The 14,312-nt window shown below is 72.9% G+C and carries 15 protein-coding genes; 8 read left to right on the top strand and 7 right to left on the bottom strand.

Annotation, left to right across the window (positions count from 1 at the left end; translation table 11 throughout):
• Positions 1–55 precede the first annotated feature (55 nt).
• Positions 56–2,521, top strand: coding sequence for a PEP/pyruvate-binding domain-containing protein (locus V6U88_RS20665; RefSeq protein ID WP_334455314.1), 2,466 nt, complete (start codon positions 56–58; stop codon positions 2,519–2,521).
• Positions 2,522–2,584: 63 nt separating this feature from the next.
• On the opposite strand, the gene V6U88_RS20660 is transcribed toward V6U88_RS20665, so the two are convergent.
• A complete protein-coding gene (locus V6U88_RS20660) occupies positions 2,585–3,061 on the bottom strand; it encodes a MarR family winged helix-turn-helix transcriptional regulator (RefSeq protein WP_334455312.1) in 477 nt (158 codons plus the stop codon).
• Positions 3,062–3,162: 101 nt separating this feature from the next.
• Here V6U88_RS20660 and V6U88_RS20655 point away from each other — a divergent pair, with 101 nt between their 5' ends.
• A complete protein-coding gene (locus V6U88_RS20655; protein WP_334455309.1) occupies positions 3,163–3,723 on the top strand; it encodes an NADPH-dependent FMN reductase in 561 nt (186 codons plus the stop codon).
• A 260-nt stretch (positions 3,724–3,983) separates the two neighbouring features.
• Here V6U88_RS20655 and prfH read toward each other — a convergent pair whose 3' ends face one another.
• Together prfH and V6U88_RS20645 are read right to left on the bottom strand one after the other, a co-directional pair.
• Positions 3,984–4,661, bottom strand: a complete 678-nt coding sequence (gene prfH, locus V6U88_RS20650; RefSeq protein WP_334455306.1) for a peptide chain release factor H — start codon at positions 4,659–4,661, stop codon at positions 3,984–3,986.
• Positions 4,658–5,857 carry an RNA ligase RtcB family protein gene (locus tag V6U88_RS20645; RefSeq protein ID WP_334455305.1) on the bottom strand — a complete coding sequence of 400 codons (1,200 nt, stop codon included), beginning with the start codon at positions 5,855–5,857 and terminating at the stop codon, positions 4,658–4,660. The genes prfH and V6U88_RS20645 overlap by 4 nt, the downstream gene beginning before the upstream one ends.
• A gap of 278 nt (positions 5,858–6,135) precedes the next feature.
• Between V6U88_RS20645 and V6U88_RS20640 the strand changes: the two genes are divergently transcribed.
• The 4 genes from V6U88_RS20640 (at position 6,136) to V6U88_RS20625 (ending at position 9,361) form a co-directional block, all read left to right on the top strand.
• Positions 6,136–6,714 (top strand): AMIN-like domain-containing (lipo)protein, encoded by a 579-nt coding sequence (locus V6U88_RS20640; RefSeq protein WP_334455303.1) that lies wholly within the window; start codon positions 6,136–6,138, stop codon positions 6,712–6,714.
• Positions 6,715–6,912: 198 nt separating this feature from the next.
• The gene (locus V6U88_RS20635; protein WP_334455302.1) at positions 6,913–7,740 is read left to right on the top strand and encodes an oxidoreductase; all 828 of its coding nucleotides are present in this window, start codon (positions 6,913–6,915) and stop codon (positions 7,738–7,740) included.
• Positions 7,741–7,816: 76 nt separating this feature from the next.
• Positions 7,817–8,404, top strand: a complete 588-nt coding sequence (locus tag V6U88_RS20630; protein ID WP_334455300.1) for a maleylpyruvate isomerase family mycothiol-dependent enzyme — start codon at positions 7,817–7,819, stop codon at positions 8,402–8,404.
• A gap of 126 nt (positions 8,405–8,530) precedes the next feature.
• Positions 8,531–9,361, top strand: a complete 831-nt coding sequence (locus tag V6U88_RS20625) for a PIG-L family deacetylase (RefSeq protein ID WP_334455299.1) — start codon at positions 8,531–8,533, stop codon at positions 9,359–9,361.
• Between the two features lie 13 nt (positions 9,362–9,374).
• On the opposite strand, the gene V6U88_RS20620 is transcribed toward V6U88_RS20625, so the two are convergent.
• Complete coding sequence (locus tag V6U88_RS20620; protein ID WP_334455296.1) at positions 9,375–10,379, bottom strand: helix-turn-helix transcriptional regulator; 1,005 nt, start codon at positions 10,377–10,379, stop codon at positions 9,375–9,377.
• 43 nt (positions 10,380–10,422) lie between these two features.
• Here V6U88_RS20620 and V6U88_RS20615 point away from each other — a divergent pair, with 43 nt between their 5' ends.
• The gene (locus V6U88_RS20615; protein ID WP_334455293.1) at positions 10,423–10,896 is read left to right on the top strand and encodes a hypothetical protein; all 474 of its coding nucleotides are present in this window, start codon (positions 10,423–10,425) and stop codon (positions 10,894–10,896) included.
• A 215-nt stretch (positions 10,897–11,111) separates the two neighbouring features.
• Here V6U88_RS20615 and V6U88_RS20610 read toward each other — a convergent pair whose 3' ends face one another.
• Positions 11,112–12,077: a golvesin C-terminal-like domain-containing protein gene (locus V6U88_RS20610; RefSeq protein WP_334455291.1), complete on the bottom strand. Its 966-nt coding sequence runs from the start codon at positions 12,075–12,077 to the stop codon at positions 11,112–11,114.
• Entirely contained in the window at positions 12,077–12,232 is a 156-nt protein-coding gene (locus V6U88_RS20605) for a hypothetical protein (protein WP_334455289.1), read from the bottom strand. The genes V6U88_RS20610 and V6U88_RS20605 overlap by 1 nt, the downstream gene beginning before the upstream one ends.
• Before the next feature lie 203 nt (positions 12,233–12,435).
• On the opposite strand from V6U88_RS20605, the gene V6U88_RS20600 reads away from it, so the two are divergent.
• Complete coding sequence (locus tag V6U88_RS20600; protein ID WP_334455287.1) at positions 12,436–13,149, top strand: M23 family metallopeptidase; 714 nt, start codon at positions 12,436–12,438, stop codon at positions 13,147–13,149.
• 28 nt (positions 13,150–13,177) lie between these two features.
• Here V6U88_RS20600 and V6U88_RS20595 read toward each other — a convergent pair whose 3' ends face one another.
• On the bottom strand, positions 13,178–14,176 hold the full coding sequence (locus V6U88_RS20595) for a hypothetical protein (protein ID WP_334455356.1): 999 nt from the start codon (positions 14,174–14,176) through the stop codon (positions 13,178–13,180).
• Positions 14,177–14,312 lie beyond the last annotated feature (136 nt).

Raw genomic sequence — 14,312 nt, 5'->3', positions numbered from 1 at the left:
GATGGGCGTACCCTGACTTTGCAATGCATACGCATTGTCAAGAGTGGGGGTTCGCGTGCGCGTAGTCGCGTTGTCCGAGTTGACCGCCGACCTGGCCGACCTCGTGGGCGGCAAGGCCGCCGGACTGGGGGAGATGGCCCGGTCGGGCGAGCGGGTGCCGGAGGGCTTCTGCGTCACCACCACCGCTCACGAGCTCGGGGTGGTCCCGGAGTCCGAGGTCGCCGAGGCGTACGAACGGCTCGGCGCGGGCCGGGTGGCGGTGCGCTCCAGCGCGACGGCGGAGGACCTGCCGGACGCCAGCTTCGCCGGCCAGCAGGACACGTTCCTCGACGTCGCCGGAGTCCCGGACCTCCTGACGGCGATCCGGGCCTGCTGGGACTCGCTGCACCACGACCGCGTCGTCGCCTACCGCGCCGCGCACCAGATCGACCAGCGGTCGGTGCGCATGGCCGTCGTGGTTCAGCGCATGATCGACCCGGTGGTCGTGGGGGTGCTGTTCACCGCTAACCCGCTCACCGGTTGCCGGACCGAGATGATGGTGGAGGCCGCCGCGGGACTGGGCACCGCCGTCGTGGACGGCAGCGCCGGCGTCGACCGGTACGTCCTCGACGGATCGCCGGCCGCCGGCGCCGGGCTGCTGACCGCTGCCCAGCTCGACGAGCTGCGGGCCGCGGGCCGACGGCTGCAGGACCACTTCGGGCGACCGCAGGACGTCGAGTGGGCGTACGACCGGGAGGGTGTCCTCTGGCTGCTGCAGTCGCGGCCCATCACCACCCTGTTCCCGCTGCCGCCGGAGACGGGGCGACCGGCTCCCCGGGTCTACCTCGATTTCGGGCACGTGCAGGGCATGCTGCAACCCGTCACCCCGATGGGCATGTCCACCTTGAAGTCGCTGGTGGCGGCGATGCTGGCTGCCATCGGCCTCACCGTGGAGATCACCGACATCGGCGGCCGGCTGTACGGCGACCTGACCGACCTCGCGCGCCACCCGTCCGCCCGTAAGCGACTGGTCAAACTGATGGCGGTGGACTTCGGCCCGCGCGCCCAGGCCGTGATGGAACACGTCCTCGCCGATCCGCGATTCGCGCCGCAGCCCGGTGCCACCCCTCGCCGCGCTGGGACGGGGCCCGGCCTGCGGACCGGACTGCGTGCCGTGACCGGGGTCGTCCGGGCGCTGGCCCGCCCGGAGGCCGCCCGGATCCGCCTGGCCCACGAGGTCGAGCGACTGAGGGTCGACTCGGCCGCTCCCGCCGGGCTGGACACCGCCGCCGAGCGGCTGCGGTTCGTGCGCGCCGTGGACACCTCGGACGGCTCCGACGAGATCGTCTGGCCGATCGTCGCCGGCATGCTCGCCTCCGCGCTGCCGCCCGTGCTGTTGCGGGGAGTGGCCGGCCCCGACGAGATCAACACGGTGCTGGGCGGGATGCCGCACAACGTCACCATCGAGATGGACCTGGCGCTGTGGGCGTTGAGCCGACAGGCCCGCGAGCACCGGGAGCTGCTGCTCACCACCGCGCCGTCGGAGCTCGCCGAGGCGTACGCGCGGGGAACGCTGCCCGACTTCGGCCTGGCGGCCTTCCTGGACAAGTACGGCCACCGCGGCGCCGCGGAGGTGGACCTCGGCGTGCCGCGCTGGGCGGAGGACCCGACCCCGGTCTTCGCCGCCCTCGCCAACTACCTGCGGGTCACCGACCCGGAGCTGGCCCCCGACCGCCGGTTCGCCCGGGCTGCGGCGACCGCCGAAGCCACCCTGGAACAGCTCGCGGCCCGGGTACGCCGCCGCCGGCCCGTCCGCGGTCGCCTCGCCGGCTTCCTCCTGCGCCGGGCCCGGATGCTGGCCGGGCTGCGGGAGGCCGGCAAGTTCGCCGGCCTGTACCAGTTGCGGGAGATGCGCCGGCAAATGCTGCTCATCGGCGCCGAGTTGATGCAGCGGCAGCTGCTGGAGCAGCCCGACGACATCATGTTCCTGACCCTCGACGAGGCGGAGACCGCCGTGCACGACGGTGCCGACCACCGGTCGACCGTCGCCGCCCGCCGCGCGGTACACCAGCGGGAACTGCGCCGCACGAGCGTCCCGGTGGCCGTACTCTCCGACGGCACCGACGTCGAGGCCGTCCTGGCGCCGGCACCGGCCCCGAGCGGCGCGCTGCGCGGGGTGGGAGCCGCCGCCGGCAGGGCGACCGGACCCGCCCGGGTCGTCCACGACCCCGCCACCGCCCACATCGAATCCGGCGACATCCTGGTCGCGCCCACCACCGACCCGGGCTGGACACCCCTGTTCCTGACCGCAGCCGCGCTGGTCACCGAGACCGGCGCGATCATGGCCCACGGTCCGACCGTCGCCCGTGAGTACGGCATCCCCGCCGTGATCTGCGTCCCGGGCGCCACCCGAGCGATCCGCACCGGGGAGATCATCACGGTGGACGCCGCCGCCGGCACGGTGACCAGGGCGACCGCGCCCGGCGAGGGTGGTGCCGCGCAGCGGCCGACGATCAGCGGCTCGCTCGGCACCGCCGTCTGAGGCCGTCCCGGGCAAGGTCTGGGCGGGTCGCGCACCACGAGGGTGTCGAGGCCCGCCCTTCGCTCAGGTGGCGACGTTCTGCAGGGCGGCGGCGAGCTTCTTGAGGTCCAGGCCCGCCAGGTGGTCGAGGAAGTGCCGGCGCACCGCGGCGAGGTGGGCGGGCCAGGCCTCCGTCAAACGGGCGAAGCCCGCGTCGGTGAGGACGGCGTTCCAGCCCCGGGCGTCCTCCTCGCACCGGACCCGCCGGACGTACCCCTGGCTCTCCAGCTTCTGCACCACCCGGCTCATGCCGCTGAGCGACATCTCGCAGGCGCTGGCGAGTTCGCTCATCCGCAGCCGCCGGTCGGGTGCTTCGGAGAGGTGCATCAGGGTCAGGTACTCGATGGCGGGAAGACGCTGGGCGCGGACCATGTCCGCGTCGATCGCCCGGGGCAGGGCGTAGATGACGCGATTGAGGGACCGGACGACGGCCTCTTCGTCCGGATCGAGCGGTTGGACCCCTTCCGGGGCCGGTGTCGGCTGCGGTGTGACGACGGACATGACTCCAAGCGTACTTGCTTGACGAAGAAAACGGGCGACCTATAGTTGCGACGCGAAGCAAGAACACCTGTCCGGGTGTTCGCCACCGAGAGGAACCGCAGATGACCAGGATCGGAATCATCATCGGCAGCACCCGACCGGGCCGCAACGGCGCCGCCGTCGCCCAGTGGGTGCACGAGGTCGCCGCGCAGCGCAGCGACGCCGAGTTCGAGCTCGTCGACCTGCTCGACTACAAGCTGCCGCACCTCGACGAGATGTACCCGCCGTCCATGGGCCAGTACCAGCAGCCGCACACCCTCGCCTGGGCCAACAAGATCGCCTCGTTCGACGGGTTCATCATGGTCACCCCCGAGTACAACCACTCCACCTCCGGGGCCCTGAAGAACGCCATCGACTTCCTCTTCAACGAGTGGACCAACAAGGCCGTCGGCTTCGTCAGCTACGGCGGCCTCGGCGGCGCCCGCGCCGTCGAGCACCTGCGCCTCATCGCCGGCGAACTGCAGATGGCCGACGTCCGCGCCCAGGTCGCCCTCTCGCTGTACACCGACTTCGAGAACTTCAGCACCTTCAAGCCCGGCGACCACCAGCGCGACGCCCTCACCACCACCCTCGACCAGGTCGTCGCCTGGAGCCGGGCCCTCGCGCCGCTGCGCAACAAGTGATTGCGTCGCCCTCCGGCACGATCCGGAGGGCGGCCGGTCGGAGGTCTAGCCCGCCTCGACGCTGACCGATATCGAGGAAGGCCGTTCCGAGCAACTCGGCCTGCCGCTCATCGCGGCGGGCACCGCTCGGTCCGGCCTTCCTCGCTGTCCGGGGGTGGCCCGGCCTCGCTGCCTGTGCCGGTGTTCCCCGACCTCGTGCAGTGGGCGTGTACCTCGCCACGGCTTCTGCCGTGACCGGTGCCCGCGCCGGTCGGACGTCGCTACCGCGACGGGCTGGGCACCCGGCTGGACCGCCGTCGCCGCTGCGGAGGCGCCTCCGGCCCGGACGGGTCGAGCCGTTCGACTCGGGTGGGGTTGCCCCGGACGAGTTCGTCGTGGATACGCCGGCGGGCGGCGGTGACGGCCCGCCCCGCCGCCTCGTCGCCCTGCTCGATGCGCTCCCGCAGCAACCGCAGGGCGATGCGGCGGTTGAGGCTGAACTGCCGCTCGGTGTCGACCACCACGACCATCCCCGTGGGGCGGTGGATGGCCCGTACCGCCGTGCTGGCCTTGTTCCGGTGCTGGCCGCCGGGACCGCCGGTGCGGCAGGCGACGACGTCGACGTCCGCTTCGACGAACGGCGTACGCGGGGTGTCCACCCGGCACGGTCGGGCGATGACGTACCAGTTCTTCCGGCCGGCGCCGGACCGGTATGGGCTGGGGGCCTGCAGGCACAGCGTTCCGGTCCACGAACCGGCGAACTCCTCGGCGCCGGCTCCGTCGATCCGGATCAGGACCGATCGGTAGGTGTCGGGCCGGTCACCGGGAACGGTCTGGATCCGATGGATCTCCAGATGCTGCCGGACGGCGTCGGATTCCAGCCGCCCCAGCAGCCGGGCCAGCGCCCAGGCACACTCCTGCGGGCCCCGTCCGGCCGACAGCAGCAGGTGGACGCTCACTGCCGGCCTCGCGCGCGGCGGTGGTCGCGGCGGTCCGGTCGGCTCGGGGACCCGAGGTCGGGCGTCTTGTAGGTGACCAGGGGAACCGTGGTGGCCACGGGCGTGGCCAGCTCGTGGTCGACGAGGTCGGCGATCACCTGCTCGATGCGTTTGTAGGCGGTGGGTGCCTCCTCGAAGAGAAGCTGGCGGTCGCCGCACACCACCAGCGACCCCACCGGCGTGCGGCGCAGCTCCTCGACGGTGTGCTTGGCCCGGCCCCGGCGCAGGGCGTCGGCGCGCGACATCTTGCGGCCCGCGCCGTGCGCCACCGAGTGGTTCGCCGCCGGGCCGGCGTGGGCGGCCACGAGGTAGGAGGCGGTGCCTCGCGTACCGGCGATGAGCACGTCGCGGCCGTCTCCCGGCGCCGCGCCCTTGCGGTGCAGGTAGACCCCGTCGCGGATCTCCACGAGGTTGTGGCACTGGTCGACGATCGGCTCGGTGGGCTCGGCGCCCAGGGCGTGGGCGACCCGGGCGGCCAGCAGCCGCCGGTTGAGCGAACCCCAGCGCACGGCGTCGTCGTGCTGCGCCAGGTAGCCGGCGGGGTCAGGGGCGGGGCCCGCGCCGTGCACCTCGGTGTGCGCCCGCAGGATGCGCTCACCCAGCCCTCGGGAACCGCTGTGGACCACGAGCACGAGGTCGCCGGCGGCGATGCCGAGGCGGCTCGCGTCCTCCGGCTCGAAGACGGACCCGACCCGTGCCAGCTCGACGAAGTGGTTACCCCGGCCGACCGTCCCGAGCCCCTCGACGTGACCGGCGGGGATGTCGCCCGCCACGACCGCCCAGGCCGGGTCGTCGGCATCCTGCCCGGGGTCCAGGGCGCGGTCGAGGTCGGGGAACCGGGCGGCCAGCCGCTCGGGCACGGCACGCCGGAGCCTGATCGGGAAAACGGAGATGCCGCACCCGATGTCGGAACCCACCAGGAATGGGTAGAGCACGGTCGATGCCATGGCGGCGCCGATGGGGGCGCCCTTGCCGGGGTGCAGGTCCGGCATGGCGGCGACGTGAATCATGCCGTCGAGGGCGGCCACCTGATGGCACTGTGCGACGGCATCGGACTCGATCCAGCTCCGCGTGGAGGCGAACACGGTGACCGTGGCCGTACCCGCGGCCGGCGTGGACTGCGGCAGGGACTCCTGCCGGGGGAGGTGCTCGGACAACGACGTTCTCTTCCTGATCAGGATGTGGACGGACGGCAGCACGGCGCGCGTCGGCGCCGGGGAGCCTCGGGGGAGCGGGTGCGGTCCGTCAGAACGTCATGGGCAACACCTTCCCCGAGCCCCGCGCACCCGGCAACCGGATTTCGCCCCGCTGCCCGCTGTTACACGCCAGTTACCCCACGGTGAAGCTGCTGCCGTGGACGCGTCCCACCGTGAACTCGACGTCACCGGCGACGACGCCGGGGGAAGCCATCGAAGCGGGATCACAGGAGGAGACGATGAGGATCAGAAGTGGACTCATGGCGCTGGTCGTCGTGCTCGGCGGGCTGGTCGCCGGCGCGGGCACCGGCACGGCGGCGACCACCAGGGCCGCGGCGACGGGATCGCCGTACTGCGGGATCACCTGGGGCAGCGGGGAGAAGTCGGCCGGCACGCTCAGCAGCGCGCCGCTGATCAACGTGCGTACCGGTCGGCACGACTGCTTCGACCGGGTGGTGTTCGAGTTCGCCGGGCCGGTGAACGGCTACACGGTCACCTACGGCGAGACGTGGACCGAGGGCGAGGGGCTGGCGCTGTCGCCGTACACCGCCGGGGGCGCGCTGCTGCGGGTCTCGCTGCAGGCCCCGGCGTACGACGACGGGCACGTCGCCACCGTCCCCTACCGGGTCGGTGAGCACGCCGCGAACGTGCTGCGCTACCCGACGCTGCGGGACGTGGTCTTCGGCGGCAGCTTCGAGGGCTACACCACCTTCGCGGTCGGGGTGCGGGCCCGGCTGCCGTTCCGGACGTTCGTGCTGGCAGGCCCGGGCACGCACAGCCGGATCGTGCTCGACGTCGCCCACCAGTGGCAGGAGTGACCCAGCCGCCAGGAGGAGGGCCCGGCCCCGGCCGGGCCCTCGACGCCGTGGCGGAGTTCCGGGGCGGGTGACGGTTGCCACGTTGACACGCTGACATTAATAGCAAGAATTGTCAGCACGTCAGAGGGGCGGGTTCGGTGGACGCGGGACCTGTCCGACCGAGGTGCGCCGCCGGCACCCGCTCCCAGGAGGACCGTCATGACCGTCGTACTGATCACCGGCTGCTCGTCGGGTATCGGCCGGGCCACCGCCCAACGCCTGCTCGCCCGCGGCTGCACCGTCTACGCCACCGCCCGCCGGATCGACTCCATCGCCGACCTCGCCGCCGCCGGCTGCCACACCCTGGCCCTGGACGTCACCGACGAGGAATCCATGACCAGAGCCGTGGCCCACGTCGAGGCCGCCCACGGCGCGATCGACGTCCTGGTCAACAACGCCGGCTACGGCGAGTACGGGGTGATCGAGGAGGCCGACCTGGACCGGGTGCGGGCGCAGTTCGAGACCAAAGTGTTCGGGCTGGCCCGGCTCAGCCAGCTGGTGCTGCCGGCGATGCGCCGGCAGGGCGGTGGCCGGATCATCAACGTCGGCTCGATGGGCGGCCGGCTGGTCTTCCCCGGCGGTGGCTACTACCACGCCAGCAAGTACGCCGTGGAAGCCATCACCGACGCCCTGCGGTTCGAAGCCGCCCCGTTCGGCGTGCAGGTCAGCCTCATCGAGCCCGGCCTGATCCGCACCGGCTTCGGCGACACCGCCGCCGGCACCCTGGCCGGCAGCGCCGTCCACAGCGGCCCGTACGCCACGCTCAACAAGGCCGTCGACGAGTCCATGGCGCGCGGCTACGCCAACCGCACCATGTCAGCACCGCCCGAGGCCGTCGCCCGAGCCATCGACCACGCCGCCACCGCCCGCCGTCCCCGCGCCCGCTACGTCGTCACCGCCGCCGCGAAGATCATGGTCCACACCCGCCGACTGCTCGGCGCCCGCGTCTTCGACGCCTTCCTCCGCACCCAGTTCCCTGGCCGCTGAGCCCCGCAACCCGTCACCCGACAGGACAACCCCGCCCCGCGACCGGGCGACCACGCGCGACAGGTAGGAGGAAGCGATGACGAGAGCGGCCGGTTCGGCGGTGCAGGCTCTGCGCACGGAACGACTGGCGTTCCTGGCCACGGTGGCGTCGTTGGAGGAGGAGGTGTTCGATTCCGGCCCCACCCTCTGCGCCGGATGGGCGCCCCGCGACGTGCTGGCACACGTCGTCGGCATCGACGACCACCTGGACCACTACCTCAGGGCCGGCGGCAACGTGAACCGCGCCAACGCGCGGATCGTGGCCGCGCAACGGACCCGGTCGCGTACCGAACTGCTCCACCGGGCACGCGAGTGGGCCGAGCGGCCCCGGTGGACCGCGCGGCTGGCAGCCGGATTCCTCCTCGGCGACCTGGCCGTGCACCACCACGACGTGCTGTTCCCGCTGGGCCGCAGCCGGGAGATCCCCGAGGTGGTGCGGCGGGCCATGCTGCGCGAGGGGACCATCCTCGGGATCCACCGGCTGCGGCACCACCGGGTCGTCCCCACCGACCTGGACGTGGCCCGTGGGCGCGGGCCGGTGCTGACCGGCAGCACCGAAGCGATCGCCATGTGGCTGGCCGGCCGCGACGTCTACCGCCGACACCTGCATCCCACGGAGCTGTAGCGGTGCCGGCAGCGAGCGGCCCGCGCCGCGGCCGACGAGCACGCGGGGCAGCCGTACCGGGCCGGCGTCGAGCGGCGGCGGCCCGATGGCCCCTCGCGGTCCCGGTGGCGCTCGTAGGGTGTGGGCATGGCTGAGCGATCCTTGACTCTGATGGCGGTGCACGCCCACCCCGACGACGAGGCGACGAGTACCGGTGGTGTCCTCGCGCGCTACGCGGTCGAGGGGGTCTCGACCGTCCTCGTCACCTGTACCGACGGGGGATGCGGCGACGGCCCCGGTGGGGTCAAGCCCGGCGATCCGGGGCACGAGCCGGCCGCCGTGGTGGCGATGCGCCAGGCCGAACTGGAGGCCAGCTGCGCGGCGTTGAAGATCAGTCACCTGGAGACGCTCGGCTACGCCGACTCCGGGATGATGGGCTGGCCGACCAACGATCTGCCCGGATCGTTCTGGAAGACGCCGGTGGCGGAGGCGGCGGACCGGCTGGCCGAGCTGATGCGCCGCTACCGCCCGGACGTGGTCGTCACCTACGACGAGAACGGCTTCTACGGCCACCCGGACCACATCCAGGCGCACCGCATCACGATGGCGGCGGTCGCGCTGACCGGCATCCCTGCCAAGGTCTACTGGACGACGGCTCCGCGCTCCATGATCGAGGACTTCGGTCGGGTGATGAAGGAGCTGGGCGTCGACTGGGCGGAGCCGGAGGTGACGTCCGAGTCGGGACCGCAGATCGGCCTGCCCGACGAGGAGATCACCACCTGGGTGGACACCAGCAGGTACGGCGCACAGAAGTTCGACGCGCTGGCCGCGCACTCCAGCCAGAGCGAGAACATCTTCTTCCTCCAGCTGGGCCGGGAGCGGTTCACCGAACTGATGGGCGTGGAGACCTTCGTCCGGGTCCACGACACGACGGGCGCGCCGCTGCCCGAGGACGACCTCTTCGCGGGCCTGCGCTGAGGTCCGAGCGCCGTCACCCGACCGGCGGCTCCCCCTCCGACGGCTGCCGGGCGTAGAGCGCGGCGAGCGCGGCGGCCGTGTCGGCCAGGCGGTCCCGCAGCGCGGCGGGGGCGAGCACCTCCACCTCGGCGCCGAGCCGGAGCAGGTCGCCGTGGGCGTGGGTGAGCGACTCGATCGGCATCACCGAGCGCACCCAGCCCGCGTCGTCCGGTGGGCCGGCGCCGGCATCGACCGCGGCGACCACCGCGTCGGTGCCGATCTCGCGCAGGCGCTGCCGCCCCCGCGGCGACAGGCGGATCGTCGCCTCGTCGCGGTGCAGTCGGGCCCGGAAGTGCAGCACGTGCGCCCGCCACCACCCCGGCAGGTCGAAGTCTCCGGGCCGGTCGAAGGGCTCGTCGAGCGTGGTCAGCGACAGGATCTGGTTCACCCGGTAGGTCGCCGGCTCGGGGCGCTCCGGCCGGGCGGCCACCACGTACCAACGGCCGCCCTTGAGCACCAGGCCGTACGGCTCCAGCGTGCGGCTCACCTCGCCCTGCCAGCTGCGGTAGTCGACCCGTACCCGGTGCTGGCGCCAGACCGCGTCGGCGGTGGGGGCCAGGTGCGGGGAGGGATCGCCGTCGGAGTACCAGCCGGGGGTGTCCAGGTGGAACCGCTGCTGGAGCTGGGCGGCCCGGTCGGCCAGGGGCGGTGGCAGCGCGGCCCGCAGCTTCAGCTGGAGGGTGGCGACGACCGACTCGTAGCCCAGCTCGGCAGCCGGGCCGGGCAGGCCGGCGAAGAGCAGCCGGTCGGCCTCCTCCGCGGTGAGCCCGGTCAGCCGGGTCCGCCAGCCGTCGACCAGCCGGTAGCCGCCGGTGTGCCCGGCCTCCCCGTACAGCGGGATCCCGGCGGCGTGCAGCGACTCGACGTCGCGGTAGATGGTCCGGACGGAGACCTCCAGCCGCTGCGCCAGCTCGGCGGCGGTGAGCCGGCCGTGGCTCTGCAGCAGCAGCAGGATGGACAGGAGGCGGCTGGCCCGCATCTGCTGACAGTAGCTGTCAGGGGAGTGGTCCTACCGTCCCGGCATGGCATTCCGACAGAAGGAACTGACCGTGCCCGGCGTCGTCGAGGTCGCGGGCCGGCACGTCAAGCGCTACCACATCGACCAGCCCGACCGACGGCTCGAACCGGCGGTGGTGACCGCCGCGTACGCGTACCTGCCCCGGTTGCTGCCCGAGCCGGACGGCGGCACCCCGCCGGCGAGCTGGGTGGTGCTGCACCGGGGCGCCGACAGCGGCGCCTACCTGCTGGCGTACAGCTGGTTCTGGGACAACGTGGTGGAGTGCCGGATCGCGGTCGCCGGCCAGCCCGCGCTGGACTGCCCGGACGACGACCCGGCGCGCTTCGTGCCGATGCCCAGGCCCGGGGTGGGCTGCGTCTGGGAACTGGGTGTGCTGGAGCACGAGCGGGCCGCCTGGGTCCGGCACGTCCTCGCCGCCGCCCGGCCCGACCTCGCCGGCTACCTGGCCGACACCCGCGCCGAGGGGCCGGTGGGCTGATGACGGGCGACTTCGACTTCCTGGCCGGCACCGCCCGGTGGCGGGCGGGTGACGACCATGCAGCGCCGACGGCGGGGGGAGCGGGGAATCTGCTGCTTCTACTGGACGGGCGGCCCCGCTATCAGCCGTTCGGTGCGCGGCCGCGGCGCCTCGGCCATCCGGCTCGCCTGACGCCGCGACCGCACACCTGACTCCCTGGTCGGCGTTCGGATCGGTCAGACGCGGGTCAGTCGGACGGCGTCGGCGATGACCAACCCGCCGGAGGAACTCCACCGGCTCACGGCCACCCGGTTGGCATCCCCCGCCGGAAGCGTGAAGGTGCCGAGGGAACGCCACTGCCCGCCGTACGACCGTTGGTCCACGTAGACGGTCCGGTTGCCGGTGGTGGTGGCGACGACGTACGGGGTCGCGCCGTTGTAACCGGCGTTGGCCGGCCACCATGCCTCCACCCGGTAGCTCGCCGTCGCCGGGACGTTGAACTTGTACCAGGCGGCGTCGCTGGCCGCGACCGGGTCGGCGTAGCGGTAGTCGGCCCCGTAGCGCTGCCCGGAGAAGGACGAGACGCCCCAGTTGGCGCTGGCGCTGAACCGCCCGGCGGTGGTGTTGTCCACCACCGAACTCCAGGGGGTGCCGCCGCCGGCCATCCGCGCCGCCACGTCGGCCCGCATCACGTTCAGGTCGATGAACGACGGGTCGATCTTGCCGGTGGTGCTGGTCTCCCGGTGCCCTCGGGCGTGGCTGGCGTCCCTGCCCAGCCGGGTCAGTACGGCGGCGGTGGCGGCGAGCGACGCCTCGTACTGCGCCGCCGTCATCTCCTGGTTGACACCGTTGTAGTCGATCTCCCACCCGATCATCAGGGTGTTGCCGTCACCGGCGGGGATCGGTCCGCTGCCTCCGCTGGTGCCGGCGTGGTTGCACCGGCCGGCCGAGATCACGTGGAAGACCCCGTGATAGTCGACCAGGGCCTGGCAGAGCGGCCCGGGCAGGTCGGACCGGCCGTTGATGCAGATGTTCAGGGCCGGGTGCGGGTTGCTGGCACTGGAGGTGGCCGCGGTGTGGTGCCACAACACCCCGATGGGGTCGAAGGAGCCCGGGCGCATCCGGTTGAGCCAGTCACCCTCCACGACGACCTGCACGCCCGCGGCCCGCAGGACGTCCACCAGCCAGGGGATCGTCGCCATCAGGACGCCCCGAGCAGGTCGGCCAGGCACTCGATCTTTCCAGCGGCGCTCGCCTTGGCGGGTCGGGCGGTGGTGGCCAGGGCCGAGGCGGTCAGCAGCAGGGGGATGCCGAGGACACCTCGGCGCGGGAGACGGATGGATCGTGAGGTGGCCATGGCGCTCCTTCAGCGACTGCGGGGGTGCCGACAGAGATTGACGCTCGTCGTGACCGGCACGCTATAGCGTTACCACCGTCTATGTCGATACCCTTCGTTGCAGAGGTTTCAACTGAAGGAAAATGTCAACGTCGGGGGTCGCGGCGCCGCCGTCCCGGCCGCAGCGCGTACGCCGTCGTGGCTGGACCTTGGTGCCGTCTGCCATGCTCGGGACGGTGACGACCGGCCACCCACCGAAGCTCCGTACTCGCCGCCGAGTGCAGAGCCGCGCCGTCCGGGCCGTACTCGTGCTCGGCGCGGTCGCCGCCCTGCTCGCCCTCGCCGTGGTGGTCGTGCCGCTGCTGCGGCCACCGGGTCCGCGCCCGCTCTTCCAGCTTCCCGTCGCCTGCGGCGAGACCTGGCAGCTCGGCACGTACCCCGGCCACGACGACTACGACGTCGACCTGTTCCCCACCGAGGGAAAGGCGTGGGGCCGACCGGTGCTCGCGTCCTACGCCGGCACGGTCACCGTCGCCGGGATCAACGGCTCGCTGGGCGACCGCACCCCCGAGCGGCCGGACGGCCCGCGCGGTCGCGGCGGTGGTTACTGGGTGAAGATCGACCACGGCGGCAAGTGGGAGACGCAGTACCTGCACCTGCTGGAACCGCCCCTGGTCCGGGTCGGTCAGCGGGTCGAGCAGGGCGAGCAGATCGGGCGGATCGGCAGTACCGGCAACTCCGGTGCGCCGCACCTGCACTACGAGCAGCGCCGGGGCTGGCAGAAGGTGGAGACCCACTTCGACGGCTCGCCCTCCGGTATCACCCGGGACGACACCGAGTACACGGTCACGCGGACGAGCAACAACTGCGCCCCGGGGCACCCGGACCGCAAGGCCGGTGCCGGCCGGGGGAGGGGCGACAACCCGGGTCCCGCGTGACGCCGTACGCCGTGCCGCCCCGAGGAGTTCATCGGTCGGGCGCGGGAGCCCGCCGGCAGAGCCGGCGGTGCTCGGCGGTGACCACGCCCAGCAGGAAGAGATCCACGGCGAGCGCGGAGAGCGCCCCGAACTGGTTGACGGTGAAGCTGAAGATCTGCCCGAAGAGCAGGTCGACCAGGAGCGCGAGCTTGAACAGCCGGAAGGCCCGCACCCGGTCGCGCGGCAGCAGCCACGCCCCGCGGATGCTGAGCACCGCGGTGATCAGCGCGGCGATCGAGACCCCGAGCACCGCACCCCACTCCCGCTGGTCGTGCAACTGCCCGGTGACCGTGTCGAGCAGGAAGCTCGACACCACGACGAACGGCTCGCCGATCAGGTAGAGCACCACCAGCGACACGACCCACCGGTGGGTGGTCACCCAGACCATGGCCCGGCGGGCCCGGCTCAGCCAGGGCTGCCAGAACCGGGGGCCGGGCGCCTCGCGTCGAGGCACCACGTTCAGCAGCCGGGCCACGCCCTCCTCGACGTCCGGGCCGCACCCGTGGACCAGCCGGGCCGCCGCCGCCCGGCGGTCATCGGTGAGGCCGGAGCGGAGCCCACCGACCACCGCGTACAGCGCGTTCGCCGTCCGCTCCGGGCCGGAGAGCCGGATCCGGCCCCGGATCGCCTGGCTGATCACGACGAGCAGGGCGAAGGCGCCGTAGATGATGCCGGCCGCCGGGGCGTAGAAGTAGTCGGTCCCGGCGGTGACGAACTTGCCCACCTCGTCGATGAAGAGCCCGAACCCGATCCCGCCCAGGACCGCGCCGAGGACCCGCGCCGCGCTGCCCAGGTAGACCAGCGCGACCCCCAGACCGGCGGTCATCAGCAGGCCGCCCCAGAGCACGTGCGCGATGTGCAGTCCGCCGCCGCCGAGCCGGGGATAGCCGGCCGCCTGCAGGAAGGCCCGGGTGACCAGCACGGTCACCACCCCGGAGAGCACGAACGCCTGCAGGTACGACGGTGCCTCCAGTACCCGGAGCGGCATCGACCAGCGGGACGGACGGGCGGGCATGGCCCCGACGCTAGTGGCGCTGGCCGTCACCCCGGGTCGGTTCCGCCCAAGTCGCGTCGGCTCGCGGCGCCCTCACCTGCGTCCCATCGGCTCGGTCCCGACATCCGCC

It is taken from the genome of Micromonospora sp. CPCC 205739, assembly GCF_036906795.1.
In the GTDB taxonomy this organism is placed as follows: Bacteria; Actinomycetota; Actinomycetes; order Mycobacteriales; family Micromonosporaceae; genus Micromonospora.
The sequence above is the reverse complement of the archived record's forward strand: the minus strand, read 5'-3'. Positions and strand labels throughout refer to the sequence as shown.

Excerpts from the sequence above, each read along its gene's own strand:
- V6U88_RS20660 (WP_334455312.1), bottom strand. The coding sequence starts at position 3,061 with ATGTCCGTCGTCACACCGCAGCCGACACCGGCCCCGGAAGGGGTCCAA.
- V6U88_RS20655 (WP_334455309.1), top strand. The coding sequence starts at position 3,163 with ATGACCAGGATCGGAATCATCATCGGCAGCACCCGACCGGGCCGCAAC.
- V6U88_RS20640 (WP_334455303.1), top strand. The coding sequence starts at position 6,136 with ATGAGGATCAGAAGTGGACTCATGGCGCTGGTCGTCGTGCTCGGCGGG.
- V6U88_RS20635 (WP_334455302.1), top strand. The coding sequence starts at position 6,913 with ATGACCGTCGTACTGATCACCGGCTGCTCGTCGGGTATCGGCCGGGCC.
- V6U88_RS20630 (WP_334455300.1), top strand. The coding sequence starts at position 7,817 with ATGACGAGAGCGGCCGGTTCGGCGGTGCAGGCTCTGCGCACGGAACGA.
- V6U88_RS20625 (WP_334455299.1), top strand. The coding sequence starts at position 8,531 with ATGGCTGAGCGATCCTTGACTCTGATGGCGGTGCACGCCCACCCCGAC.
- V6U88_RS20620 (WP_334455296.1), bottom strand. The coding sequence starts at position 10,379 with ATGCGGGCCAGCCGCCTCCTGTCCATCCTGCTGCTGCTGCAGAGCCAC.
- V6U88_RS20615 (WP_334455293.1), top strand. The coding sequence starts at position 10,423 with ATGGCATTCCGACAGAAGGAACTGACCGTGCCCGGCGTCGTCGAGGTC.
- V6U88_RS20610 (WP_334455291.1), bottom strand. The coding sequence starts at position 12,077 with ATGGCGACGATCCCCTGGCTGGTGGACGTCCTGCGGGCCGCGGGCGTG.
- V6U88_RS20605 (WP_334455289.1), bottom strand. The coding sequence starts at position 12,232 with ATGGCCACCTCACGATCCATCCGTCTCCCGCGCCGAGGTGTCCTCGGC.
- V6U88_RS20600 (WP_334455287.1), top strand. The coding sequence starts at position 12,436 with ATGCTCGGGACGGTGACGACCGGCCACCCACCGAAGCTCCGTACTCGC.
- V6U88_RS20595 (WP_334455356.1), bottom strand. The coding sequence starts at position 14,176 with ATGCCGCTCCGGGTACTGGAGGCACCGTCGTACCTGCAGGCGTTCGTG.